This is a genomic window from Pseudoalteromonas sp. P80D2, assembly GCF_036680945.1.
GTDB lineage: Bacteria > Pseudomonadota > Gammaproteobacteria > Enterobacterales > Alteromonadaceae > Pseudoalteromonas > Pseudoalteromonas shioyasakiensis.
The window spans coordinates 1-24,137 of the sequence record NZ_JAZDAR010000018.1 but is presented as its reverse complement, the minus strand read 5'-3'; the positions used below and the strand labels follow the sequence as shown (position 1 = coordinate 24,137).

28 protein-coding genes, 2 tRNA genes and 1 rRNA gene are annotated in these 24,137 nt (G+C 42.0%); 16 read left to right on the top strand and 15 right to left on the bottom strand.

Annotation, left to right across the window (positions count from 1 at the left end):
- Window positions 1–100: 100 nt before the first annotated feature.
- Complete coding sequence (locus tag VRK28_RS02120) at window positions 101–583, top strand: glutathione peroxidase (RefSeq protein WP_130166497.1); 483 nt, start codon at window positions 101–103, stop codon at window positions 581–583.
- A 52-nt stretch (window positions 584–635) separates the two neighbouring features.
- On the opposite strand, the gene VRK28_RS02115 is transcribed toward VRK28_RS02120, so the two are convergent.
- Entirely contained in the window at window positions 636–824 is a 189-nt protein-coding gene (locus VRK28_RS02115; RefSeq protein WP_082389337.1) for a PA3496 family putative envelope integrity protein, read from the bottom strand.
- A 391-nt stretch (window positions 825–1,215) separates the two neighbouring features.
- Between VRK28_RS02115 and VRK28_RS02110 the strand changes: the two genes are divergently transcribed.
- Entirely contained in the window at window positions 1,216–2,016 is an 801-nt protein-coding gene (locus tag VRK28_RS02110; protein ID WP_054563710.1) for a YggN family protein, read from the top strand.
- A 62-nt stretch (window positions 2,017–2,078) separates the two neighbouring features.
- On the opposite strand, the gene VRK28_RS02105 is transcribed toward VRK28_RS02110, so the two are convergent.
- Entirely contained in the window at window positions 2,079–3,521 is a 1,443-nt protein-coding gene (locus VRK28_RS02105; RefSeq protein WP_332393186.1) for an aminotransferase-like domain-containing protein, read from the bottom strand.
- A gap of 101 nt (window positions 3,522–3,622) precedes the next feature.
- On the opposite strand from VRK28_RS02105, the gene VRK28_RS02100 reads away from it, so the two are divergent.
- A complete protein-coding gene (locus VRK28_RS02100) occupies window positions 3,623–4,552 on the top strand; it encodes a DMT family transporter (RefSeq protein ID WP_054563712.1) in 930 nt (309 codons plus the stop codon).
- Window positions 4,553–4,606: 54 nt separating this feature from the next.
- Here VRK28_RS02100 and VRK28_RS02095 read toward each other — a convergent pair whose 3' ends face one another.
- Entirely contained in the window at window positions 4,607–5,455 is an 849-nt protein-coding gene (locus tag VRK28_RS02095; protein WP_063527472.1) for a diacylglycerol/lipid kinase family protein, read from the bottom strand.
- A gap of 324 nt (window positions 5,456–5,779) precedes the next feature.
- Between VRK28_RS02095 and VRK28_RS02090 the strand changes: the two genes are divergently transcribed.
- From VRK28_RS02090 to VRK28_RS02070, 5 genes are all read left to right on the top strand, one after another.
- Window positions 5,780–5,920: a hypothetical protein gene (locus tag VRK28_RS02090; RefSeq protein WP_166341396.1), complete on the top strand. Its 141-nt coding sequence runs from the start codon at window positions 5,780–5,782 to the stop codon at window positions 5,918–5,920.
- 227 nt (window positions 5,921–6,147) lie between these two features.
- Window positions 6,148–6,238: transfer RNA gene (locus VRK28_RS02085), tRNA-Ser, on the top strand.
- Window positions 6,239–6,291: 53 nt separating this feature from the next.
- Window positions 6,292–6,384: transfer RNA gene (locus tag VRK28_RS02080), tRNA-Ser, on the top strand.
- Between the two features lie 108 nt (window positions 6,385–6,492).
- Window positions 6,493–6,993, top strand: coding sequence for a DUF4124 domain-containing protein (locus VRK28_RS02075; RefSeq protein WP_269408423.1), 501 nt, complete (start codon window positions 6,493–6,495; stop codon window positions 6,991–6,993).
- Between the two features lie 69 nt (window positions 6,994–7,062).
- Complete coding sequence (locus VRK28_RS02070) at window positions 7,063–7,827, top strand: MBL fold metallo-hydrolase (protein WP_062566266.1); 765 nt, start codon at window positions 7,063–7,065, stop codon at window positions 7,825–7,827.
- Here VRK28_RS02070 and VRK28_RS02065 read toward each other — a convergent pair.
- Window positions 7,799–8,917, bottom strand: a complete 1,119-nt coding sequence (locus VRK28_RS02065) for an aminotransferase class V-fold PLP-dependent enzyme (RefSeq protein ID WP_332393185.1) — start codon at window positions 8,915–8,917, stop codon at window positions 7,799–7,801. The genes VRK28_RS02070 and VRK28_RS02065 overlap by 29 nt on opposite strands.
- Entirely contained in the window at window positions 8,917–10,086 is a 1,170-nt protein-coding gene (locus VRK28_RS02060) for a PrnB family protein (RefSeq protein ID WP_054563718.1), read from the bottom strand. Before VRK28_RS02060 ends, VRK28_RS02065 begins: the two co-directional genes overlap by 1 nt.
- Window positions 10,087–10,199: 113 nt before the next feature.
- On the opposite strand from VRK28_RS02060, the gene VRK28_RS02055 reads away from it, so the two are divergent.
- From VRK28_RS02055 to VRK28_RS02045, 3 genes are all read left to right on the top strand, one after another.
- Complete coding sequence (locus VRK28_RS02055) at window positions 10,200–10,661, top strand: Lrp/AsnC family transcriptional regulator (RefSeq protein ID WP_062566269.1); 462 nt, start codon at window positions 10,200–10,202, stop codon at window positions 10,659–10,661.
- A 67-nt stretch (window positions 10,662–10,728) separates the two neighbouring features.
- Window positions 10,729–12,096: an alpha/beta hydrolase gene (locus VRK28_RS02050; RefSeq protein WP_332393184.1), complete on the top strand. Its 1,368-nt coding sequence runs from the start codon at window positions 10,729–10,731 to the stop codon at window positions 12,094–12,096.
- On the top strand, window positions 12,093–13,232 hold the full coding sequence (locus VRK28_RS02045) for a GNAT family N-acetyltransferase (RefSeq protein ID WP_332393183.1): 1,140 nt from the start codon (window positions 12,093–12,095) through the stop codon (window positions 13,230–13,232). Before VRK28_RS02050 ends, VRK28_RS02045 begins: the two co-directional genes overlap by 4 nt.
- On the opposite strand, the gene VRK28_RS02040 is transcribed toward VRK28_RS02045, so the two are convergent.
- Window positions 13,209–13,799 (bottom strand): DUF938 domain-containing protein, encoded by a 591-nt coding sequence (locus tag VRK28_RS02040; protein ID WP_332393182.1) that lies wholly within the window; start codon window positions 13,797–13,799, stop codon window positions 13,209–13,211. The genes VRK28_RS02045 and VRK28_RS02040 overlap by 24 nt on opposite strands.
- A 183-nt stretch (window positions 13,800–13,982) precedes the next feature.
- Here VRK28_RS02040 and VRK28_RS02035 point away from each other — a divergent pair, with 183 nt between their 5' ends.
- The 5 genes from VRK28_RS02035 to VRK28_RS02015 all read left to right on the top strand — a co-directional run bounded on the left by VRK28_RS02035 (window position 13,983) and on the right by VRK28_RS02015 (window position 17,084).
- Complete coding sequence (locus tag VRK28_RS02035; RefSeq protein ID WP_054554610.1) at window positions 13,983–14,177, top strand: hypothetical protein; 195 nt, start codon at window positions 13,983–13,985, stop codon at window positions 14,175–14,177.
- Window positions 14,178–14,283: 106 nt separating this feature from the next.
- Window positions 14,284–14,649 carry a hypothetical protein gene (locus VRK28_RS02030; protein ID WP_332393181.1) on the top strand — a complete coding sequence of 122 codons (366 nt, stop codon included), beginning with the start codon at window positions 14,284–14,286 and terminating at the stop codon, window positions 14,647–14,649.
- Between the two features lie 8 nt (window positions 14,650–14,657).
- On the top strand, window positions 14,658–16,034 hold the full coding sequence (locus VRK28_RS02025; RefSeq protein WP_105181975.1) for a class II fumarate hydratase: 1,377 nt from the start codon (window positions 14,658–14,660) through the stop codon (window positions 16,032–16,034).
- 149 nt (window positions 16,035–16,183) lie between these two features.
- A complete protein-coding gene (locus tag VRK28_RS02020; RefSeq protein WP_332393180.1) occupies window positions 16,184–16,669 on the top strand; it encodes a hypothetical protein in 486 nt (161 codons plus the stop codon).
- A 13-nt stretch (window positions 16,670–16,682) separates the two neighbouring features.
- Window positions 16,683–17,084 carry a hypothetical protein gene (locus VRK28_RS02015; RefSeq protein WP_058585357.1) on the top strand — a complete coding sequence of 134 codons (402 nt, stop codon included), beginning with the start codon at window positions 16,683–16,685 and terminating at the stop codon, window positions 17,082–17,084.
- On the opposite strand, the gene VRK28_RS02010 is transcribed toward VRK28_RS02015, so the two are convergent.
- The 9 genes from VRK28_RS02010 to rrf form a co-directional block, all read right to left on the bottom strand.
- The gene (locus VRK28_RS02010) at window positions 17,077–17,262 is read right to left on the bottom strand and encodes a hypothetical protein (protein WP_062566286.1); all 186 of its coding nucleotides are present in this window, start codon (window positions 17,260–17,262) and stop codon (window positions 17,077–17,079) included. The genes VRK28_RS02015 and VRK28_RS02010 overlap by 8 nt on opposite strands.
- A 65-nt stretch (window positions 17,263–17,327) precedes the next feature.
- Entirely contained in the window at window positions 17,328–17,645 is a 318-nt protein-coding gene (locus tag VRK28_RS02005) for a hypothetical protein (protein WP_062566275.1), read from the bottom strand.
- On the bottom strand, window positions 17,642–18,280 hold the full coding sequence (locus tag VRK28_RS02000; RefSeq protein ID WP_055199258.1) for a hypothetical protein: 639 nt from the start codon (window positions 18,278–18,280) through the stop codon (window positions 17,642–17,644). Before VRK28_RS02000 ends, VRK28_RS02005 begins: the two co-directional genes overlap by 4 nt.
- A 71-nt stretch (window positions 18,281–18,351) precedes the next feature.
- A complete protein-coding gene (locus VRK28_RS01995) occupies window positions 18,352–19,044 on the bottom strand; it encodes a PspA/IM30 family protein (protein ID WP_063528139.1) in 693 nt (230 codons plus the stop codon).
- A 24-nt stretch (window positions 19,045–19,068) separates the two neighbouring features.
- Entirely contained in the window at window positions 19,069–19,482 is a 414-nt protein-coding gene (locus VRK28_RS01990) for a YjfI family protein (protein ID WP_054563728.1), read from the bottom strand.
- A 79-nt stretch (window positions 19,483–19,561) separates the two neighbouring features.
- Window positions 19,562–21,214, bottom strand: a complete 1,653-nt coding sequence (locus VRK28_RS01985; protein WP_371319681.1) for a polyamine aminopropyltransferase — start codon at window positions 21,212–21,214, stop codon at window positions 19,562–19,564.
- Between the two features lie 73 nt (window positions 21,215–21,287).
- A complete protein-coding gene (locus VRK28_RS01980; protein ID WP_054563730.1) occupies window positions 21,288–22,187 on the bottom strand; it encodes a DUF350 domain-containing protein in 900 nt (299 codons plus the stop codon).
- A gap of 30 nt (window positions 22,188–22,217) precedes the next feature.
- Window positions 22,218–23,150 carry a hypothetical protein gene (locus VRK28_RS01975; RefSeq protein ID WP_062566278.1) on the bottom strand — a complete coding sequence of 311 codons (933 nt, stop codon included), beginning with the start codon at window positions 23,148–23,150 and terminating at the stop codon, window positions 22,218–22,220.
- A 764-nt stretch (window positions 23,151–23,914) separates the two neighbouring features.
- A 5S ribosomal RNA gene (gene rrf / locus VRK28_RS01970) occupies window positions 23,915–24,029 on the bottom strand.
- Between the last annotated feature and the right edge of the window lie 108 nt (window positions 24,030–24,137).

Sequence of the window (24,137 nt, the reverse complement as noted above, 5' to 3'; positions counted from 1 at the left end):
GCTTAACGCCAAGTAAGAAAAACCGCTGATTAAAATTTACCCTTTTAGAAAGATGCCAAGCAAGTTAGAATCAATGCAACAATAATAAAAAGTTATCATTATGAGCGAATTTCACCAACTTTCTGCCACCAGCCTACAAGGCCAAACCGTTGACTTTTCTGATTTTGAAAACAAGGTTGTGCTTGTTGTAAATACCGCAAGTAAATGCGGTTTCACTCCACAATATGAAGGCTTACAAGCACTGCATGAAAAGTATCATGAGCAAGGCTTAGTCATAATTGGTTTTCCATGTAACCAGTTTGGCAAACAAGAACCAGGTGATGCAAAAGAAATTAAAGAAGGCTGCCTAATTAACTACGGCGTTAGCTTTTTAATGATGAGCAAAGTCGATGTGAATGGCGAACATGCTCACCCTGTTTTTAGATACCTAAAATCAGAATTACCGGGGTTTATTACCCGCAAAATAAAATGGAATTTCACCAAATTTTTAATTGGTAAAGATGGCAAGGCCATTAAGCGATATGCGCCACTGACAAAGCCTGAACAGCTCGAGTCAGACATCGCAGCTGCACTGGACAAATAACAAAGCCTAAAAGCAATAAAGAGGCAAATTGCCTCTTTATCTAAATTTATGCTTAGTCGTTCAAGTACTCGTCAAAGTCGTCATCGCCTAAGTTTCTGCGCAAGCGTTTTTGTTCAAGATAGTCTTCCAACTTCTTCTTTACGCGTTGCTTTTTCTTGTCGTGTTGATTACGCCCGACCATTTCGTACTCGTCTTCAACAAAATCGTCATCTAGCGCGTCATAACTAAATGTCTTACCCACAACCCACTCCATAAAGTGTTTGAGACCAATTCTTGAGATTAAAATTTGCTCGATGAATTGGCAAAGATTAAAAAGCTCAGTAGTAATTTAGTATCTAAAAAACCACCAAAATAAAGCCATACACCCATGCTAAATAGGTCATATGTCAATATTGTGAATAAATAGCGCTAAATTTGATTTCTGAAAAGTGAGAGTTTTTTATCGTTTCGATAAAAGTCATTTATGCATGTGTATTTTTTAGTTAATTTGACTAAAAAATGGTTAAAAAGTTATTCCCCGCAATTTTTGAAAAAGCCTCAAAACACAGCAAGATTTTGAATTAATTGAATTTATAAATTTTGGCATTCAATTTGATTATGTATTTGTGTCATTTCAAACAGGAAAGAAAAAAATGAAAAAGTTATTGTTAGTAAGTTCTTTATTTATCGCTACCGGCGCAATGGCTCATAACGATAATGATACAAATATTTCATTCAGCGGTGAGCAGTGTGATGTTGAATTTATAAATGATGTACGCATTACACCAAGCGAGTTAGAAGTATACACAGCCGATAATCGCACTATGAAAATCATCGATCAACACACTTTATATATCGATGGTCAAAGCGTGTCGCTTGATGCTTCACAACAGCAAGCAATTGCAGATTACTCAGACAGCTTACGCAGCCAACTTCCTGAAGTAGCAAATATCGCACTTGATGGTGTAAAAATAGCTGGTGTAGCCATCGAAGAAGTCTCAAATGCTTTCAATATTGATGGCCTAAGCGACATTTCAGAATTAATGGACGATATCAGCGTAGAAGTACAAAACGCTTTCTATCAGCAAGGTGCGTTCACCATGGGTCAGCAAAATTTCGAAAAATTTGGCCAAAACTTTGAAGACCAATTCGATGAGCAAATCGAATCGGCTGTCGAGTCAGCCATGATGCAATCGATGGGCAGTATTTTAGTGGCGCTAGGCTCTGAGCTTTTAGGTTCAGGTGGCGACATGGATGAGTTTGAGCAACGTATGGAAAACATGGGCGCACAAATCGAAGCTCGTGTAGAAACACAGGCAGCTCAACTTGAAGAGCGTGCAGATGCATTATGCGGCAGCTTTGCTGATATCGCTCATAAAGAGCAAGAGCTAGTAGTTCTAGTACCAGAGCTAAAAGAGTATCAACTATTTACTTTTAAACAGAACGCAGAGTAATGAATTAACATCCCTGAACCAAAACACTTGGTCCTTTCGCGCAGAGCTTGCTCTGCGCTTTTTTATTTTTTGGCCAGCACAGTCAGCTGCGATAACGTTTTAATCGCCTGCTCTAAATTCTCAGACCAAGGCAAGCCATAACTTAAACGAAAACAGCTACGGTACTTTTTACCCGCTGAGAATATCAACCCCGGAGTAATACTGATCCCCGCCTCAAGTGCCAAATGGAATAACTTTACCGCATCATATTGGATACCAAGGTCAACCCAGATAACACAGCCACCCTGCGGATTACTAATACGCGCACAACTTGGCATATATTGCTGCAGGCACCAAATCATACGCTCTTTGTTGGTACTTAAGCGCTGTCTAAGCAAACGAATGTTACGGTCGTACTCACCGCTAGCTATAAACTCATACAAGGTCCACTGGTTTATAAGTGGCGCGGAGCAACTAAGCGCGCGTTTGTGTCGCCTTGCTTGTTCTGCAAACTTACCGGCAATGATCCAACCAATGCGGTAGCTAGGTGCGGCTGTTTTTGAAAACGACGCGCAGGTGATCACTAAGCCCTTTTTTGAATAAGCTTGTGCAGGAGTGGCGCGCTTAGCTGTAAAATGTAAGTCGCCATAAACATCATCCTCAATAAGCACCACGTCACGCTGCTCTAAAAGTGCCACTAATTGCTCACGCTTGGCATCAGGCATAAAACTGCCAACTGGGTTATTTAATGAGGTTGAAAACACACAGGCTTTTATATCATGCTCATCGAGTGCTTGAGCCAAATCATCTAGCCATATTCCTTCATCGGGGCACAGCGGTATTTCCAGAGCCTTTAAGCCTAAGCTTTCAATTAATTCGATAATGCCAAAATAACAAGGCGACTCGATAGCAATAACATCACCGGGTTTAGCGACACACTTAAGGGCAATCGCCAACGCTTCTTGAGCACCATTGGTGATCACTAATTCATCGCTATCAACCCCAATGCCAAAGTCCAGATAGCGATGAATGAGTTGTTTTTTAAGTGGTGCAAAGCCATCCATCGGGCCGTAATTAATTGCCGATGCGCCCGCTAATGTCATTACTCGGCGCATTGTTCGTGCCAGTGCTTTATCTGTCGGTGCAGCGGCTACAGGGTTGGCGATACCAAATGGCACCACATTAGCTTTATGGATAGCGCTGTAGACTTGCTCAATCAAGCCTTGCTTATTGACTGTGGTCGGCTCTCGACTGAGCCTAACTCGCTTTGGTCGTGACTGATTTAACTGTGAAGACTTTAAAAAATACCCTGACTTTTCTCTTGCTTCAATCAATCCTTGCCCTTCAAGTAATTGATACGCTTGCTTTACAGTAGGAATACTGATGTTGAGCTTGTCTGCCATTTTTCTGAGCGAAGGTAACTTTTCACCCGGTAATAACGAGCCTTGCAAGCAAAGATCTCTAACTAGCTGAATAACTTGTTGATATAAGAACTCACTGTTACTACGACTGATAACTTGTGACATAGCCCACCAAACTGTATAGGTTGCATTTCTAGTTTTCTGTATATGTTAAGTATACAGAAGAGGATTAAAATGAACATACTTTCAATTTTTGGGTACTAACTATGAAAAGCGCCGCTCTCTACCTTGCTACAGTACTGATCTGGGGATCGACTTGGCTAGCTATTGAGTTTCAACTAGGTGATGTTGCTGTTGAGGTCTCTTTATTTTACCGCTTTGCCATTGCAGCTATTTTAATGTGGGCCTTTGTGCTCATGAAAAAGCTGCCTATGCATTATTCACTGCGTGATCACGGATTTTTTGCTTTATTAGCCTTATTTAACTTTGGTTTAAATTACTTAGTGCTGTATTGGGCGCAGAACTATCTCACCTCAGCAATGGCCTCAATTGCGTTTTCTATGTTGCTATTGATGAACATTATTAATACCCGCTTGTTCTTCGCAAAGCCAATTGCGAAACGAATTTACTTTGGCGCTCTACTCGGCGTAATGGGTATTGCCAGCTTGTTTTGGCCACAAATTCAGCAATTCGACTTGAGTAATGGTGCGTTGGTCGGGTTACTACTTGCGCTATCTGGAACCTTTGTGGCTTCATTGGGGAATATGGTCAGTGTTCGAAATTCACAACGTAACATTGGCGTACTTCAAGGCAATGCCTGGGGTATGTTATACAGCGCTTTAGGTCTAGCAGCTTATGTTTTAGTAAGTGATGTTGAGCTCACGTTGAACGCCCCGAGTAGCTATTGGGTGTCGCTTTTCTACTTAGCAGTGTTTGGCACCGTAATCGCATTTGCTTGTTACTTCGCGCTACTTAAAAACATCGGCCCTGAGCGAGCAAGCTATGTAATCGTATTATTCCCACTGGTTGCAGTGGTGTTAAGTACTTTATTTGAAGGATTTGAATGGCAAGCGAATACCTTTATGGGTTTTAGCCTAGTGTTATTCGGTAATGCTATCGTGCTGACTCCTACTCGACAAATTAAAGCATTTTTTGCTGCGCGTAACTTGCAGCAAAAAAGCTCCGTCCCCAGTTAGAAGTGACTATGTCGCCTCTAACACCAAGCGCTGGCAAATTTTGCCGGCGCTTTTTTATGGCACATGAAAACGAAGTGCTTGTTTGTGAATCTTAACTTTAGCCGGAGTAAAACCAACAAGCTCACCATCGGCTTCTATAGCCAACCCTTTCGTGGTGACCTCAGCAGTAGTTAACCGGGCATATTCTAGCGCTTGCAAACCATGATGCTTTACGAGCAGTAAATACAAAAAGCTGATCAGGTTTTTCAACAAACCGCCAGCTGGCATACAGTAGCAATCAAGCTGACCATCATTTAACTTTGCCCGAGGGGCAATCTTTAAGCCACCACCAAAGTAATGATGATTAGCAAAAATCGTCGCTAAATTACTGTAGCCGAGTGCTTTACCATTAAACTCACCCTGAAGTGACTGTGCCTTAAATGAAAATAGCTGCTTGATGCCCTGCCAAGTGTAGCCAAACGAGCTAAAACTTCCGGCTTTATTTAGTTGAGTCACGACTTCAGCGTCAAAACCTATTCCCGCCACATTAATAAAATAGCGCTGATTGATTTGTCCAACATCGATTAACTCAGTACGGCTATTAAAAACAGCGTCATACCAAGCCTGTTGTTTACACGCAAAGCCGCGAGCAAAATCATTTCCTGTGCCTGCCGGAATTAACGCGATAGAACAACGACTCATCATTAATGCATTAACAGCTAAATGCAGCGTCCCATCACCACCAATCACCACAACTTGAGTCTGGTTCTTAGCCAAAAGCGCTATATCAGCGCAATCATTCTCAAACTTGCCTGTGGTTAAATACAGTTCAGGCTCAATCTGTCTTTTTTTACATTCTTTTAGTAGCCAATCAACACTGTTTTTATGATTTTTTTTGTCACTTGGCTTTATTATTATCAACATCAACGGTTACTTCTTTTCTTGCATGGTAAAAACACCACACTCGTTCAAATTATATTAATCTGAATATTTAGTCACTTTCTCACTCTAAAAACGCATAAATAAAAAGAATAAAAACTAAAAACCTTTATTTACCTAAACTTCAGCGTCAAACAAACTGCATAAGAATGCAAGATACCACTAAGGTAAAAACTTAACCCCATGTTAATAAAAGGTTTTTGGATTAGAAAAAGTTATCCGACAGACTCAATTTTTATCGTTTTATTTTTGTTCAGTTTGATTGCAAAATACTCACGTTTTCAACCAAACACAACCCGGAGCAAAGTAATGAACCCAATTAATACATTAAACCAAAACGCTGCAACTCATGTTGCCGTAAAACCAACAAACCGCAAAGCAAAAATGTTGGCAAAACTAAATCGCTACGGCAAAAAGTTAGCTCTTGGCGGCGCAGTACAACACAAGTAATCCCCAACCATGGTTACTTTATCGGTGCAGTAAACACCCAACCACTAACGAAGATCCTTCTTTAGCTCCTCCGTTTACTGCTCCAACCCCTTTCTTTTAAGTTAAAAACAGCAATTAATTAAACCTTTTTACAAAAAACTCCCTCTTTACGCTCAAAAAACAAGCAAACAAACTTTTTCCTATTTACACAGCCGATTCAGCTAAGTATTATTCTCGCATCACGATGTGGAGAGATGGCAGAGTGGTCGAATGCACCGGTCTTGAAAACCGGCAGGGGTTTGTAGCCCCTCTAGGGTTCAAATCCCTATCTCTCCACCACTTATTTTTATTTGTTGATTAATTTCAGCAAATTACAATCAGAATTATGCGCTGGAGAGGTGGCCGAGTGGCCGAAGGCGCTCCCCTGCTAAGGGAGTATAGGGTTTGTAGCTCTATCGAGGGTTCGAATCCCTCCTTCTCCACCATTTTATTATTAAAAACCGCTTTTAAGCGGTTTTTTTATGCCCGAAAACTTGCACACTTCATTATATTTCATGCATGCTAAGTATCTATTTGCTACACAAAGTGATGCTATGTTTCGTTTTGCATTTTTTACTCTTGCCCTACTTGCCTGCGCCAACAGTCAAGCCACTATTTATAAGTGCATGATTGACGGGGTTGCCACTTTTACGGAGCAGCCTTGTGGAAAAGATGCAGTAATCGTGAAAATTGCACCGCCACCAGCAACTAGCCAAACACCAGCTACAGAGCAACCGCAAAAACCACAAAAGCCTGCCGACTTAAGTGTTGAAGATTATTTAAAAATTCAAAAAGCCGATCGTGAAATAGAGCGCCTTCAGCTAGAAATTAAAGAACTACAAAAACAACAAAGTGAGCGCATCGATAAACTCAATAATATGACGCAAGATGCCGCAAATAGGTTAGGCGCAACGTCTATTGATGATGCTATCAGCAAACAAAGTGAGCGTATTAACGCTTACTATAAGAGCCAAATCAGCATCCTCGAAAAACAGGTAGCACAGTTAGAAGAAAACAAAAAGCAGCTCAAAGAGCGAGGCACGCAATCCAATTAGCTTAACTTACCAAAACTGGTCAGACATGATATAACAACATTTGCTGATTTAGTTTAGGGATCAATTGTTTTGCACATTCACACGCTCGAAGGTTATATTCAAAATATCTATTTAGTTGAATATCCAGATAAATTGATGCTGCTTGATGGGTGTTGCCGTGCTGATGTTGATACAGTATTTGACTATATTACCGAACAACTAAAGCGTCCCATCACTGACTTAAAACTGATTGTTGTCACCCATATGCACCCAGATCATGCCGGTGGAGCGCATGCACTAAGAAAGTTAAGCGGCGGCAAAATAGCGACGTCGAATGCTCCAGGTCAATGGTATAGAGGCATTGATGGTTTCTTAATGCATTTAACCGATATCGCTTTGGCTTGGTGGGTCGCCGGTAGGTTAAATAAAAAACGGCACAACCTTTGGTACAGCCGCCATCTAGATGCAGATTATTACCTTGCTACTGATGCAACCTTACCCGGCTTTGACGATTGGCAAGCACTACATAGCCCAGGTCACACTGACCGAGATATTAGCCTGTATCATATTCCTAGCGAGCGAATTTACATTGCTGATTTACTAGTGAAAGTAAAAGGGCAGCTTGTACCACCCTTTCCTGTTTTTTACCCGAAGCTGTATTTAAGCTCTTTGTTGATGCTAAAAGCGCTACAACCAAAACGGATTATGTTTGCCCACAGCAACGAAGTCAGTATTGATGACATCGACTTTGAGCAAATTTTAGCGCTGGTCCCCGAAAAACCAATGACGCACTGGCGTTCCGTCAAAGCAAAAGCTCGACAAGCTCTTAATTTAAGGCGCTTTTCACAGTCGTGATAAAAGTATCTATATCCTGCTGATCATTATAAATATGAGCAGAGACTCTTAAGCCTAAGTGACGTTCATCAACCGCAATATTCGCTGCAATAAGCGCAGCTTTAACAGCCGCTTGTTGCTCGCCAAAATGCATAATAGCCGTACCAGAGCATTTGTCAGCCTGTATTGGTGAGCGCATATAATCAGCTAATTGATCATGAAACTGAGCGAGCATTGCTAAGTTATGAGCGCGTACTTTCTCAATACCAAGATCAGCAAAGTAATTAATACTATGCGAAGCTAAAATATAAGGTGCAACTGAAGGAGTACCGCCCCAAAAGCGTAACGCGGTTTGATGATAAGCAAAGTGCTTAATATCAAACTCAAACGGATTTTGATGAGAAAACCAGCCAACATCTTGTGGCTGACAAAGTGATAGCTGCTTGCTGTTAACCCATAAATAAGCAGCACCCGGTCCACCACATAGCCATTTAACACTCGAGCCCAACATAAAATCGGCATCAAGCTTAGTTAAGTCGACCTCTAAAATACCCGCAGACTGCGCAACATCTAGTAAGCTCAATGTGTTGTGTTGTTTCGCGATATTTATAATTTCATGAATAGGCGCTTGCTGACCCGTGTTTGAATAAACATGGCTAATAAAGACTAAATCAATATCATTTTTCGCTAAATATGACTGCCAAATCTGCGCATCAGTTAAATCTTCATGCTTACCAATAAACACGATTTCAGCACTTTCAGGTAGGGCTTTTTGCATCGCAAAACCCATGCTTGGAAAGTCACTTTCTGCCATTAACACTTTGCAATTTTCTTGTTGCAGTCGCGGGTGCGACATCAACAGCTTGGTTAAACCACTCGATAAGTTAACTTGTGGACAAAATAACTCACTTTGCGAGTTAAATAGTTTAGCGAGACTACTCGTAAATGCTTCAACACCTTGCAACCACTGTTGCCATGGTTCTTTATTTTCATTTTGCCAAGCGGCAAAAAACTGCTGATGAAAATGCTGCTCAGCAGATTTTAAGGGGCGCCCAACAGAGTGGTTAAGCAAATAGCTGCCTTGTGGAATTACAAAATCGTCTTTACTCATTACTTAATCCACTGCTTTAACTTAGTTAAATCATCAAACCGAGTACGAATATCATCCCGTTTTGCTGCCGCACGGCGATCACGTAACTGCTCTAATGAGTTAAGTAACACATGCAAAGGCGGCCCACTGGCTGTGACTTTATCCATATGTTGTTGCTGCATTTGCTGTGAAGGCTGCGCAATGTATTTACTGACTAATTGATTATGGTGGCCAATGGCTGTATCACCATGCAGTTTACACACTTGAATGAACAGCTTTAAGTTAGTTTGTAACCATTCGCTATCGCGCTCAGCTTCTGCTGCTAAAAAGTCATCCATAATGCTTGTCATACGCATGCTTTCACGCAGGATCTGCTGATCTTCAGGCATCATATACAAGAATTTATCCACCAGCATTTGCGAGTAACTAGGTTCGTTAGCAAAACAAAGACCAAGCAATAAATCGATGACATTAATGCCCGCAAAATCACCAGCATTCGCGCCACGATATACCTCTTTACCTACTCGATACGGCTTGTAATACGGGCGTACACAATAGAAAAAGCGGTCTGTATCGAGCTTGTTGTATAACGTATTGTTCGACTCAATCACATCAAGCAATGCTTGTTTTGCTACTGCGAGTAAATCTGCCGCGATAGGATGTGATATCCCTAACGGCTGAATTTTTAATAAAGCATCCGCCGCGCGCTTATACGCTAAAATGCCCTTGGTATTGTAATCGATAAAGATTTTCTCATCTTCAAGGTCAGTAAAACGCTTATACAAACCATCAACCGCTTTGTTGTGGGTGGTTAAATGCGCCGTTGCAAAACGCGGGGTTACACCAATAGATGCACCAATGTGCATTGCCAACGCAGAAGCTTCAACAAGAGGTGAACTTGTTTCACGAGAAGGCTCAGTGATCTCATGACGACGGCATGCCGCCATATACAAACCAACATTACCTAATAAATCGAAGGCGTTATCAAAGCCTTCATCGGTATTGCCCTCAGCCAGTAAAGCACGAATATGCTCATTACCTTCTTGCTCTAATTGACGTTTAAGGTGCTCACCGACACCCTCTACATTCGCTTTATCGTCTTGTTGCCAATATAGTTTTTCTAATTCGCTGTTGATCTCAACAAAACGGGTGCGAAGCCAGCTATCAAATGCCTTAGTGTTCTCAGTCACAGGCTCACTCCAAAATAATTATATTGCGATAATGTTAACAGAGTTCAATGAGTGCTAATCGCCAAAATATAGACTAGAATCCATCTAGATTAGTGAAAATCACTCAAATAAAAATGAAATTAGATAAAAAAGACCAACAATTACTTAATGCTTTACAGGATAATGCGAGAACTTCTGTCTCAGAGCTGGCACACTCGGTTAGCCTGTCCGATACCCCTTGCCTACGCCGCATTAAAAAGCTCGAATCAGCAAATGTGATCAGTGGTTACCATGCTGCCATCAATCCTAAAGCAGTTGATTTAAATGTGTCTGTGTATGCCTTTGTTCGCTTAAACCAGAACTCTGTTGCCGCTGCTGAGCAATTTGAACAGCAGGTTGAGAAGCTTGACCATGTACTTGAGTGTTCTGTTATTTCAGGCAGTTATGATTACCTGCTGAAGATCGTTGCCGCTGATTTAGAAAGCTATGAAAGCTTTGTGAAACATAAATTAGGTAGTATTGATTGTATTGCTAACATCGAATCGACAGTGGTCTTAAAACAAGCGTTCACTAAGCGTCATTTACCGCTCGCTTGACGCACCTTGCTTGCAAATAAAACATAACTCGATAAGCTAAAAACAGGCTTTAAAAGGATGCTTAAATATGAAATTCATCAACTTAGTTGCTATCTCTTGGGCCATCAGTGGGCTATTTAGCAGCTCATTAATGGCGCAGCAACAAACCTGCCTTACTCAGCTTGAAGACCAAAAACTGATGATGAAAAGTAAGCGCGAAGGACTATTTAGAGAGCCATTACCACGCACCCATAGCACCTTTAGCTATAATATCGAGCAAGCATTTAGTGACTATTTAACCGCTGCCTACTTGCAAATTAGTAGCGAAAACCCGCGTGCTAGTTTGCCATGCCCTGTTTACACAGACACCTATCAGCAGCTTGTTGCACAAGGCGCTCGACCAGCTAACGCGACTGTTGCCGATTTAATAAGCCCATTTGAACTTAAACAGGCCAATAGCCGTAAAGCAGTGCTCTTGATCCACGGTTTAACCGACTCACCCTTTACCTATCACGACCTTGCACAAGTGTATTATCAACAAGGGTATACGGTACGCACAATTTTACTACCTGGGCATGGTACCGCTCCTGCAGCACTTAGAGACATAGATGCCGATGATTGGCAAAAGGCTAGCGTGTATGCCATTGAGCGCACATTAAAAGATTTTGATCAGGTGATATTAGGGGGGTACTCAACCGGTGCTGCACTAGTTATTGATTACTTAACTCAAGGCCCGGTCGATAATAAGATTACTGCTGCTATGCTGTTTTCACCCGCAAGCGAGCCACACAATAAAAACGGTTGGCTGGCGAAATGGGTCGATGCGATTCCATTTGTGAATTGGATTGATAAAGACGCGGACCTTGATTTTGCCAAGTATGAGTCGTTTCCATTTAGTGCAGCCTCAGCTAGTCACGAAGCAATGAGCCGTATTAGCCTTGATGAACTACGTCATCGCCAACTCCCTAATGTAGCGATATTTAGCACTTTTAGTGATGTTGACACCACAATAGATAACCAAGCAACCTTTAAGATTTTAACTAAGCTGCACGACCCAAAAACACGCAAGAATAACCAACTTGATCGGCTTGTATACTATGGGGATGACAAAAACATCCCCGCCAGCTTTCCAGCTGATTACCAAATAATTCGTGATGACTGCGACACCGATGACTGTAAAAAAATCAAAGGAATGTCACATATTGGTATTGTTAATAAACCCAGCAACCCTTACTACGGTCGCACAGCATTGTATCGCAATTGCGGAAGCTACTTAGATGACGACACGCTTTATACAGCCTGCAAATACCAAAAAGACATTGTGATGGGTGAACGAACAGCCGAAAATTTACAAGCGCACAAACCCTTTGCACGACTCACGTTTAACCCTTATTTCGATAAGCTTGCTATGCATATCAACGGTTTCATCAAAGATATTGAATCGGCTGCACAATGAGTGAGTTTAGCCACCGCTGGTTTAATCAAATAAGCGAGATTGATGCCGCTCTTTGGCAGTCATTTTTTGATGATACGCCCTTTACTGATCACGCTTTTTTAGCGGCTTTAGAACAAACGGGCTGTGTGAGTGAAGAGTCGGGTTGGCAACCTATGCACCTAGCAATTTACCAGCAAGAACAGGTCATAGCCTTACTACCCGGGTATCTAAAACACCACTCTTATGGTGAATATGTATTTGACTGGGCTTGGGCTGAAGCCTATCAACAACATGGCCTAGAGTATTACCCTAAATGGCTGTGTGGCGTCCCCTTCACACCTATTGCAGGGCAACGAATTAGTATAAATCACAATAAGCCCACTGAAGTCTATGCGTATATTCAGCACATACTCACAGCAACAGCAGCGCAATTAGACTGGTCAGGTTGGCATATAAATTTTTGCCACCAGCAACAAGCGACAGCATTAACTAGCGACACCGTAATGCAACGTCATGGCGTGCAGTTTCAGTGGTTTAATGAAGGCTATAATTGCTTTGAGGACTTTTTAGCTTCACTCACCGCAAGAAAACGTAAATCGCTCAAAAAAGAACGCGCTAAAATAGCTGAACAACAGATAACCATAGAATGGCTCGAAGGTGCTGACATCAACAAACAGCATATGCAGCAATTTAGTCATTTTTACCGCCAAACCTATTTAAAGCGCTCAGGCCACAATGGTTATTTGAATACCGCCTTTTTCGAGTTATTGCAGCAAAGCATAGCCGACAAACTGGTGCTAATGTTCGCTAAGTATCAAGGAGAAGTGATTGCCGCCACACTCAGCTTTAAAGATCAGAACTGTTTATATGGTCGATACTGGGGAACGAACTATGAGCTCGATAGTTTGCACTTTGAGCTTTGCTATTACCAAGGCATTGAATACTGCATTGCCAACAAACTTAAACAGTTCCATTCTGGCGCACAAGGTGAGCATAAAATAAGTCGCGGTTTTAAGCCCGTAAATACCTATTCATTGCATCATATTCAGCACACTGAGTTTGCAGTTGCCATTAGTGATTTTATTAGTAGAGAACGCCAACATATGGCGCTCTATAAAGCCCAATGCGAAAGCTTACTGCCTTTTAAACAGCAATAATTGGTTATTCGCTGGCATTTGCACATCTTCAACCAAGGTTAAGCCAGCTTGCTCTGCAAGTTGGCAAATCGCTTCAAAATCACGAATCGCACTATTTGCATCTTGCTGTTTTAAAAAAGCATCGAATTCAGCATTACTAGCACTGGTAAACTTACCTTGGTACTTAAATGGTCCATAAATACACAGCTTACCTTTTGGCGCTAAGTGCTTTGCTACACCTTGGAAAAAGCGCTCCACCAGTGGCCAGCTAATAATGTGCATTGTGTTCGCCGTAAAAATGGCATTCACAGTTTCAACCGGCCAAGGATCATTAAGGTCGAGTGTCAGTGGCGCATGCAAGTTAGTTAATGCAGCTTCTTGATGCCATTGTAAAATCCCCGGGTGATTAACCTCGCGATCACTACAATGCCACTGCAAATGTGCTAAATGCGTTGCAAAATGCACACTATGTTGCCCAGTACCTGAGCCGACTTCTAATACATCCGTCACATCAGAAAAGAACGCTTCTAATACGTTTAAAATAGGTAATTTGTTGTTTTCACAGGCTTGAGAGAAGGGTTTATCCATACAAATTAGTGCACCATGTTTGGTAATTAGTGCACAACAGTAAAGCAAAAATAAATAATAAAGTCGCGGTAAATTCATTAGTTAAAAATATAAAACTATTATTTTCAACAAGTTAAATTTATTGATCAATATTGGTACAGCTTATGCTATTTCCTAAGTGAGTTAACCAATAGGAGCAATATTATGTATATCTCACCCTACACCGCTGTAGATGCAGCACTTGCAGCCAGCGAACGTGCTGAAAGCGAAAAAGCCGCCTTAACAAGTTGTGACGACAGAGCAACCGTGATCGATCTTCTTTCTCAATGTAACAAAGAAAATGTACAGGCGCCGAAAAAACATGAAACAGACCAGATTTTTATTCTCGGCTACAATTAATCACACACAGTTAATCCATTCAGTCTTAGCTTCATTATATAAGACTTGCACTAAAACCGATTAACTGTAATGATAACAATTATCATTACAGTTAATCGGTTTTTCTATGCACTCTCACAATGCTATGCTCCATTATCAGCGGCAAATGAAATGTGTTTGCCAAAGACCTGGGCTACATGCCCCTGCACTTGTTGCTAACTATGTTGAAGCGGGTTTAAACATTGCACGCTATTACGAAAAGCATCACAACTTTATTTTGCAAGAGCTGTATCTAAGACGCACCTTTCATGAGCTACTTGAAAAGATGTGTGATTCATTAGTGCATAATGCAATTCGTAAACAATGTTTGGCTCAGCTTTATAAACCGCAACTTGCGCTAAAGCGTTACTACAAAACTCATAACTGTATTGAAAAGTATTTCAGTTTGGAGCGAGAAGCGTGCCTTCTCAGCCAAGAATTTAACCAGATTTAGGAGTGTTTATGAGCCAATTTAGAACCGAATCAGATAGCATGGGTGAACTACAAGTCCCTGCGAATGCGTTGTATCAAGCTCAAACGCAACGCGCTATCAATAACTTCAAAATTAGTGGCTTAGCCATGCCTAAGCAATTTATCACCGCCCTCGCCTACATTAAGCAAGCTGCCGCTCAAAGTAATGCTGCTTTAGGCCATTTGAGCCAAGGTAAAGCCAAAGCCATTGAGCAAGCATGCCAAGAGGTCATCGACGGTAAGCATTTTTCAGAGTTTCCTGTTGATGTATTTCAGACCGGCTCTGGCACTAGCTCAAATATGAATGCCAATGAAGTCATTGCAACGCTGGCGAGCCAATTTGCAGGAGAAACCATTCACCCCAACGATGATGTGAACATGGGACAAAGCTCAAATGATGTGATCCCCACTGCGATTGCTGTAAGTAGCGCTATTAACATCATTTATGAGTTGTTTCCTAAACTCGATAAACTCAGTCAAAGCCTACAAAGCAAACAAGCCGAAGTAGGCCATATTGTTAAAACCGGTCGCACTCATTTAATGGATGCAATGCCGGTGAGTTTTGCACAAACACTGGCTGCATGGCAGTTACAAGTTGATCATGCAATGGCTGGTATTCGACAAGCTCTTGAGCGAGTTTGTGAACTTGCACAAGGTGGCACAGCGGTTGGTACCGGCATTAATGCCGACCCAGCGTTTGCCGGTGAGTTTTGCCAACACTTGAGTGAGAATGTGGGTATTCGCTTTAGCCCAAGCAAAAACTTCTTTTATAACATCGGTTCACAAGATGCCATTGTTGCGCTGTCAGGCCAGCTAAAGGTACTTGCTGTAGCACAAATGAAAATAGCCAATGACTTACGCTGGATGAACTCAGGCCCTCTTGCAGGGCTTGGAGAAATTGAGCTTGAGGCTTTACAGCCAGGTTCATCAATTATGCCGGGGAAAGTAAACCCTGTGATCCCTGAAGCGGCCGCTATGGTCAGCGCACAAGTCATTGGCAATGACGCAACCATTACAGTGGCTGGTCAAGCCGGTAACTTTGAGCTCAATGTAATGCTGCCTGTGATTGCCTTAAACATTTTGCAAAGTATCGAACTGTTAGCAAATAGCAGTGAAGCACTGGCAGATAAAGCGATTGCCAGCTTTAAAGTAAACCAAAGCAATGTTGATAAAGCGCTCGCTAAAAACCCAATTCTGGTCACTGCACTTAATCCGGTGATCGGCTATAGCAAAGCCGCAAAAATTGCCAAATTAGCTTATCAAGAAGGTCGCCCTATTATTGATGTTGCTGCAGAGCATACGGATATTTCGCGCGAAGAACTGAGCGAGTTACTGAACCCAGCCAAACTAACCCAAGGTGGTTTGTAATACCTATTTATTGCAGATAGCTGTAAAACTTTTATCTTATTGTAGCTCTGTGAATACAGAGCTACTTACTGAAAGCTAACGTTTTTATTGCTCCACTTTGAGCAATGTGTATGATAGTGAGTACTTATTCAACGATTTTTAGGTATGTTATGCGCTATCCACTATTGGCAATTTTATTTCCTGTGTTATTAACTGCGTGCTCGGACGCTGCAACTAATGAGCAAGCCGAATCAACGGCAACCAGCAATAAACTTGTCGAGGCACCAAAAGCCGTTGAAATAAAAAACGCTGAGGAAGTGACCAAAGCAGCCCCAGATAAAGCCACTATTAGCTCTGCCCAGGAACAACTTAAACAGCTAATCGATGATCCAAGCTGTGACAACAGCAGCCAATGTAAAGTATTACCTGTTGGTAGTCGTGCGTGTGGCGGCCCAAGTAGTTTCATTGTGTATTCAACTAAAACAGCTGACACTGCTGAGGTTGAAAAACTTGCAAAAGATATCACCGCCCTTGAAAAGCAATTTAACGCAGCAAACGACATGATGAGTATTTGTCAGCATCTAACCGCGCCAGGTGCGCAGTGTTCTGAGAATACTTGTGTTAGAATCGAAGGCTCAGCGGCAAGTGTATACTAAGGAATAAGCAATAATGGTTCGTTCATCGACTTTCAAGAAACTTTTCATCACCACAACTGTGTTAGCAAGCATTGCTTTAAGCGGTTGCGAAACAACAACGTCGGGTAGCTCTGCACGCGTTGATCTAGGTGATTTAAATGATCAGCTGAACGATATCGTTAGCAATAATAGCTGTACTGCGAGTTTTCAATGTAAGGTGTTAGAAGTTGGTGAGCGGGCATGTGGTGGCCCAAGTCGCTATGTGGTTTATTCAACGTTAAACAATACACAAGAGCAAGCAGAGCAACTTGCAGAGCGAATTACAGCGGCTGAGAAGTCATCTGATCAAGCATTAACTGTTAACGATTGCTCACCAGTTTTGCCTGTACAATCGCTGTGTATTTCACAGCAGTGCCAAGCAATCGAGATTAAGTAAATAATGCAATAAGGCCGGAAACAATCACCACGCTGATGATACAAACCCCGGCCTTATATATGTATTTAACCTGCATTGTATTATGCACCCAGTAAGCATAAATATAGCGAACAAAGTAACTTGCTGCAGTGCCAAATAATGCAAAAATAACTAAATACGCAAGTAAAATAATATCCACAGTCATGCCACTTCTTTAAAACATCTAGTCTCAGTGTAAGGGCTTAAAGAAGTAAAGGCAAAACCTTAGCTTTTTTTACTGTGTTCAATGAGTAATTCAGCCACGCGCTGCTTCACAGCACGCTTATCATCGGCTGCAACACCAAAGCGCTCAGCCAATAAAGCAATCTCTTCATCATTTAAGTTAAACGATAAACGCTGTCTGGTTTTTTTTGACTTAACGTCGAGATCCAAAATCTTACGGATCATATCTGATGGCGTAAGCTCTTGGTCAATGGCTTGCTTCTTAATTGATTTTTGCACTTCAGAGCTTAAATCAAACGCCATTTGCGTGGCTCTAACGGCTTGCTCCTGACGCTGCCATTTGGCTTTTGCATCACTCACTTGGCATCCCCAGGAAATAAGTCAACAATATCGCTAATTGGTCTGGTTAACGTCAGTGATACCTCTGTTTCACCGCCTTCCCAAATCTCAATATTTAAACTATGCGATTCATCATCTGAGCTTAAACAGATCATTTCACACGGTTCACCGCCTTCATCTTCATAACGAGGTAAAGGCTTATTGCGGTAGTCCTTATTATGGAAATAACACACATAAGGCGCTTCTGATTGCTTGTAGCTCGATGCTAAAAAGTGACTAAAACGCTCCGGACTATTTTGTACATTAATTGCCGTTAATTCGTCTTCATCAAAAATACGAGCGAACTCATCAAGGGTAAAAATCTCATCAACATCATCGCGTTGAATTTTGATCGCAAAGTTTGCCCATTGCTCACCATCATCTGATTCAATTTGCAAAAACACCACTTGGCCAGATTCACTCTCGAGTACCAACTCATACTCTGCACTACGTTGGTACTGATACGTTTGCACATCAATAACACGCAGTGTTTGTCCTTTTAACCAGCTTGGGTAAGCGAACGAATCAATCACCGTCAGCATATCACCAACGAGTAATTGGCTTGGATCAGTAAGCTGACGCTCTGGGGCTTTTTTAGATTTGAAAAAGTTAAACATTGGCTGACTCCTTGTTGAAGCAAAAAAGGTAACCCAGTGCGTGGGTTACCTTTTGTTTTTCCGCTAACTGATTAGCTATTTTGTTTTGCTTTAATACGCGCCAAAATATCTGCGCTTTTCGGGTTGGTATCACCAATACCCGCTTCAGCCATTTTCGCTTTTAAATCATCGCCATTAGTATCAGCTTCTAATTGCTTAGCCGCACCTAACTGGTCTTGACGGTCTTGCTGACGCTGCTTAATACGCTCTAGAGACTCACGTGCTGATGTCATTGATGAGCTATTCGTATTTAGCGTGCTGTTTACAGCCATTGTTGCTTGCTGCACACTTTCAGTCGTTTTAACCATTGTTAATTGACGTTGGTTTTCTTTAATCGACTTTTCAGCTTCTTTAACTTGCTGCTTTAGTTGCACAATGTGGTTACTAAAACCAGCTAACACTTCTTCGTTCTCTGCTTTTTCAGCTTCAAAATCACCGATTTTTTCTGCGATTTCTAATGCAAGAGCTTCGTTACCTTTTTCAAGTGCTTGGCCTGCATACGCTTCATGTTCAGCAATTGATGCATCTAGTGCGCTAATTTTACGCTTCGTTTGCATCTCTTTTGCCATTACTTCGGTCAGGCTTTTTTTAGCGCGTTGTAGGGCATTTTGTGCATCAGCAATTTCTTGTTCAAAGATACGGATACCGTTTGCATCAACAATTGCTTGTCCTGCTTCACGAGCGCCACCACGTACAGCTGTAAATAGTTTCTTTAAAATACTCATAATCTTAACTCCAGAAATTGCTAATTAATCGTTTAAATAAATGGTCACGGCTTCAAGTGCATCAATCGCATTGTCTGCCAGTGTTACCAACTCATGGGTAATATCATCAAACGATGAATTAACCGATAACGCGCCAAAAATAGCGTATTTATCATCAATTTTTGCAAATGCGCTTAATGGGATTGGTACATTTAAACGTAGTAACGTTTCGTTTAACTCATTACGCATATCTGCTTGTACTTCGTTTTCAGCAAACAGGTAGCTAATACACAGTAATTGCTCTTCTGTTTGAGTAACAAAGATAGGTAACTCATCATTCCCATCGACGATAACTTGTAACACATCTTGTTCACCTTCGTTGGCAATCAAGAAAGACTCAAAGCTCACACCTTCTGTTTCAAAAGAAGCCAGTTTGATTGATAGTTCATTTAATTCCATGTCTCACCTTTTTACGTTTTGACATATTATGTCTGAGTTAAGATTTGCATAGCCGACATATTATGTCAACTATAAAATATCAATTTTTGTACAATTCGGTTTCAACTTGCCACGCTTGGCGGTAATAATCATATAAGGTTCCAGAACCTAATCTATTGACTTCAATCGTGTTTACTTGTTCAAAAAAATGATTCGGAAACACAAAAGAAGCCAATAAATATTCTTTACTTACCCAACGAGATGGCACGGGTAATTCGTTAGTTTCGCGAATTCGCTGACTTGCTGATTTTCCAGCGGTAGTCGCGATTGTCCAACCCCATTGACCAAACGAAGGAATATTTTGTTGGTATTGCTCAACATAACCAAAACCCGCAGCTTTCATTGTTTTAGCAATACTCAAAAATGCTTTCTTCGCATGATAAGGCGATGTTGATTGCACGGCCACAGCCCCGTCAGGCGCCAATAACTGACGTACATGATTGTAAAAATAGTCACTGTACATCTTATTAAGATCAGGGTGATTAGGGTCTGGTAGGTCAATTAAAATAGTGTCAAAGCGCTCGCCTTTAGCAAGCATTGCTTCGACCTCTAAAAAGGCATCTGCAATGCGAATATCAGCACGAGGGTCGCTCATAGAATGTTTATTTAGCGCTGTTAAACGTGTTCTGATTTTCTCTGGCGCATCATAGTCGCCAACATCATTACCAAATAAGTTTAACAGCTGACCATCTAAGTCAACCAGAGTGACATGCTCTACTGGCCACTTCAAAACATCACGTAATGCAAGCCCATCACCGCCACCGATGATCAACACGCGGTCATGGCGATTTGAGGCCAACATAGCAGGATAGACAAGCATAGAATGATAAATTTGCTCATCCACACTTGAGAATTGTAAACGGCCATTGAGGTAAAGATCGGTAATTGCATTGGGCTGATTGCGGCTCAAACGCTCAGTTAAAACTAGGTGCTGATACTTAGTTGCTTGCGAGTAGATAACTTTATCTTTGTATAAAACATTACTTAAGTTTTTCATCCAGCTGGTGCCAAGCACAAGCACAAACGCAAAAAACACCAACAACAGTACATGGCAAACTAACAGTAACTTAGCGAAGCGAACATGCTGATGATAGCGCCATAGAAACACGAGGCCGGCAATAATATTAAATAACGCCGTCCAAGCTGCTGCTTGCATAATTGGCATCGCAAGCATAATGCTCACCCAAATAGCAGCACCGACACCGGCACCGATATAATCCGCCCCGTAAATAGTTCCCGCATTATTTTCTAAAAAGCGGCCATAAACTTGCTGGCGAATACGCGCAATCAGCGGGATCTCCATACCGATCAATAGCCCGAGTAACAGACCAAACACATAGGGTAAGAAACGTGACCACTCTTGTAGCTTTTCAAATACATAGCCATTAAGTACGGTATCTGCAGGCAAGTTAAAAATTTCGGAGAAGATATGCGGCAATGAATAACTGACAGCGATAACACTCGCTATCGCTAAAATACAGCCCATGCCGACCAAGGCAATAATACTCTCTAGCCACGCGAAAGCAGTAAATGCATCTTTAAACCAACGTGCTAAAAATGCACCGATACCCATAGCGACAATCATGGTGCCGATCATGGCATAAATGGCACTCTCGACCGAGCCTAAGACACGACCTGCATAATGAGATAGCAGGTACTCATAAATAAGGCCGCACCCAGCGAGTACGGCCATAACAGTTATTAATAGGAAATCATGCCCAAGTAGATTGGCTCTACTTGGGGCGCTTGTTGTAGTAGACACTTAATTAGGCACCTAACAAGGTTGCCATAGTCGAACCAATCGCAAATGAGATTGCTGCAGAGATAGCTGCTACACCCACGTTCTTCTGGCGGTTCACTTCATCTGAAATATCACAACCAGATAGGATGATTTTGATAGTCACTAAGTGTAGTAAAATGAAAGCAACTAAACTCACTGCTGCACTTAATGCCCAGTAACCTAAACTAGCAACAATGTTGTCAGCCGCATAAGGAGCAATACCTGATGCAGCCGTTAATGCCAACGCACTACCCACTAAAAAGCCAGCATAACGAATACCTACTGCTAAGTTACCGTCAATAACCGCTTGCTGTAAGCAATCACCACTGCGATTAGTACGCTTGAATAACTGCACTCGATATTGACTGATCAGTAGCATCGCAATACTGCCAATGGCAAAAGCTGCGATCACAATTGGAATACCATGCCAGCCTTCTGTCGCAACCCAAAATAAAGCTGAGCGAATAACAATAGCCACACTCACCACATGGCCAAAATCAATGAGCGCAGCAGTAGCATTACCTTTTACGATTTCGTCATGCAGGCTCACTTTACGAAGCGCTACCTTGTCTTGGAAGAAGTGACCTAGCTTGATAAGCACAATAGCCATCACACCATAACCTAGCATTTGTAATGCTTCTTGTTGTAAGGTCGGTGCAAATGCGCCGCTGCTCACGCCACTAAGAACAATAGCAAGTGCCACAAGCCCAGCCGCAAAACTAATACCAAAAGCAAAATTGTCACGCTCAGTTATTTCATCATTAGCGTGTAAGTTAGATACCCAACCCTTAATAAATTTTAGGCTGACAAATAAAGCGATAATGATTGCAAAGTCGATTGCTAAAGCTTGCAACGACCAAGTTGTTATTCCATTAAATTCATACATGTGTTGTAACTCCGGTGGTTATTCTTTTCACTACTTACCGCGGCTAATGCCACGTGATGTTCTGCTCGAGCTGTTACGTAATGACCCAGAGCTTCTACTGTAACTACTGCTAGAAGCATAGCTACTGCGTGTGCGTGGCGGCGTATAGCTGCTACGGCTTAATCCAGATGCGCCACTGCGCTTAGTGGCATACGGACTAGTGAATTGTTTACCTTGGCGTTGATAAGACTGACGAGTACGTGTCTCTACCGTTTGTTGTGCTTTAATCTGTTTTGGGCTCGAATAACGATAACGGCCATAGTCATTGTAATAGCTATACTTTCTATGACGGCTCCAGCGACCATATTCAACTCGGTCGAATACATCGCCCAGCATGCGATACATCCCGTACCAAACCCAAAAGCTAGTACCGCTGCTATTCGTTTGCCATTGCCCATAGTTAGGATTACCAACTAACTGGTTACCAACACTTTCACCTTCAGCGGCCTCACTAATTGCTCCAACCCGTGCCAGTGACCCCTGCGACATATCAGCAAGCATATTGATAGGATCGGTAAGCGCATCTTGAAATAAAGATGGCTTGGCAGCATCACGAATGAGATCAAGTTGATGAAGAGTATCTTCATAAGGGGGTATTAGATAAGTAGACTTAACATCAGCTAAGCGTTGTGTAAGACCTGAATAAATAGCCCCTTCACGAGTGGCATCAAGACTAATTACACGGGCGATCTCAGAAAGTTGCGGTTGCTGCTCAGCAAGCACCTTGCCGTATTGTTTTAGTATCGTCGCATTACGCAAAGAGCCATTATCAAGCGCTGTACCGAGTTGATTTAATTCAACTTCAGCTTTTTCTATGGATTGTTGTATTGTTTGTTTCAGCTGCTCTTCTTTCGACTCACAGCCCATAAGCAAGCTTACCAAACAAAACAGGCTAATAAGTTTCCAAGCTTTTATTTGAGACATTCATGTCACCTGATTGTGGTTTAAAAACGCAAATAGTTTTACATAGCTCAGGTACTAAACCAAGATTAAAATTGCAACAAAGGGTAAATTAGGTTGGTAGGTTACATAAGTTAGCGAGAGTAAAGTTAGCGAGGGGAAAGTTTTAAGGTCTGGCGTAGGTTGGGTAGAGCGGAGCGAAACCCAACACATCACAGAGCTATCAGTTTTCAGCCGTCAGCGATCAGCCGCGCGGTGTGGTTTTTTGGGTAATAGTCTCCCTCTACTCCAGGCTCTAGGCTCTAGGCTCTAGGCTCTAGGCTCTAGGCTCTAGGCTCTAGGCTCTAGGCTCTAGGCAAAGTGTGCTTGTAGGAATGGCTTTAGCCATGAATGTGTTTGTTAAGGTCTAGATTCGGCACTGAAGTGCCTCCTACGCGGGGTTGTTGCTGAGGGTGACTCTGTACTTAACAACCCTACAGTTCAACTAACATCTAATATCTGACGTCTAACATTCTCATCACGTAGGAATGGCTTTAGCCGTGAATGTGTTTGTTAAGGTCTGAATTCGGCACTGAAGTGCCTCCTAAGGGGTTTTGTTGCTGAGGGTGACTCTGTACTAAACAACCACACAGTTCAACTTTACCCTTGCTAACTTGCAACTCGCTAACTCGTGTTGGGTTTCGCTCCGCTCTACCCAACCTACCTCAAGAATGAATAGGGCACGTTATGTGAATAGCTAAAACGCAAAAAAGCCCGACTCTTTCGAATCGGGCTTTCTCTTATTTGGAGCCTGGCGATGACCTACTTTCACATAGCAGCTGCTACACTATCATCGGCGCTGTTTCGTTTCACTACTGAGTTCGGCATGGGGTCAGGTGGGTCCAAAACGCTATTGTCACCAAGCAAATTTGGTTTAATTCGCTCATCTGAGCAAATTAATAAATCTGGAATTCTGATATTTTCTTACAGCTTAAAGCTTATGGCTTACAGCTTCGTAAAATCTACTTTAGT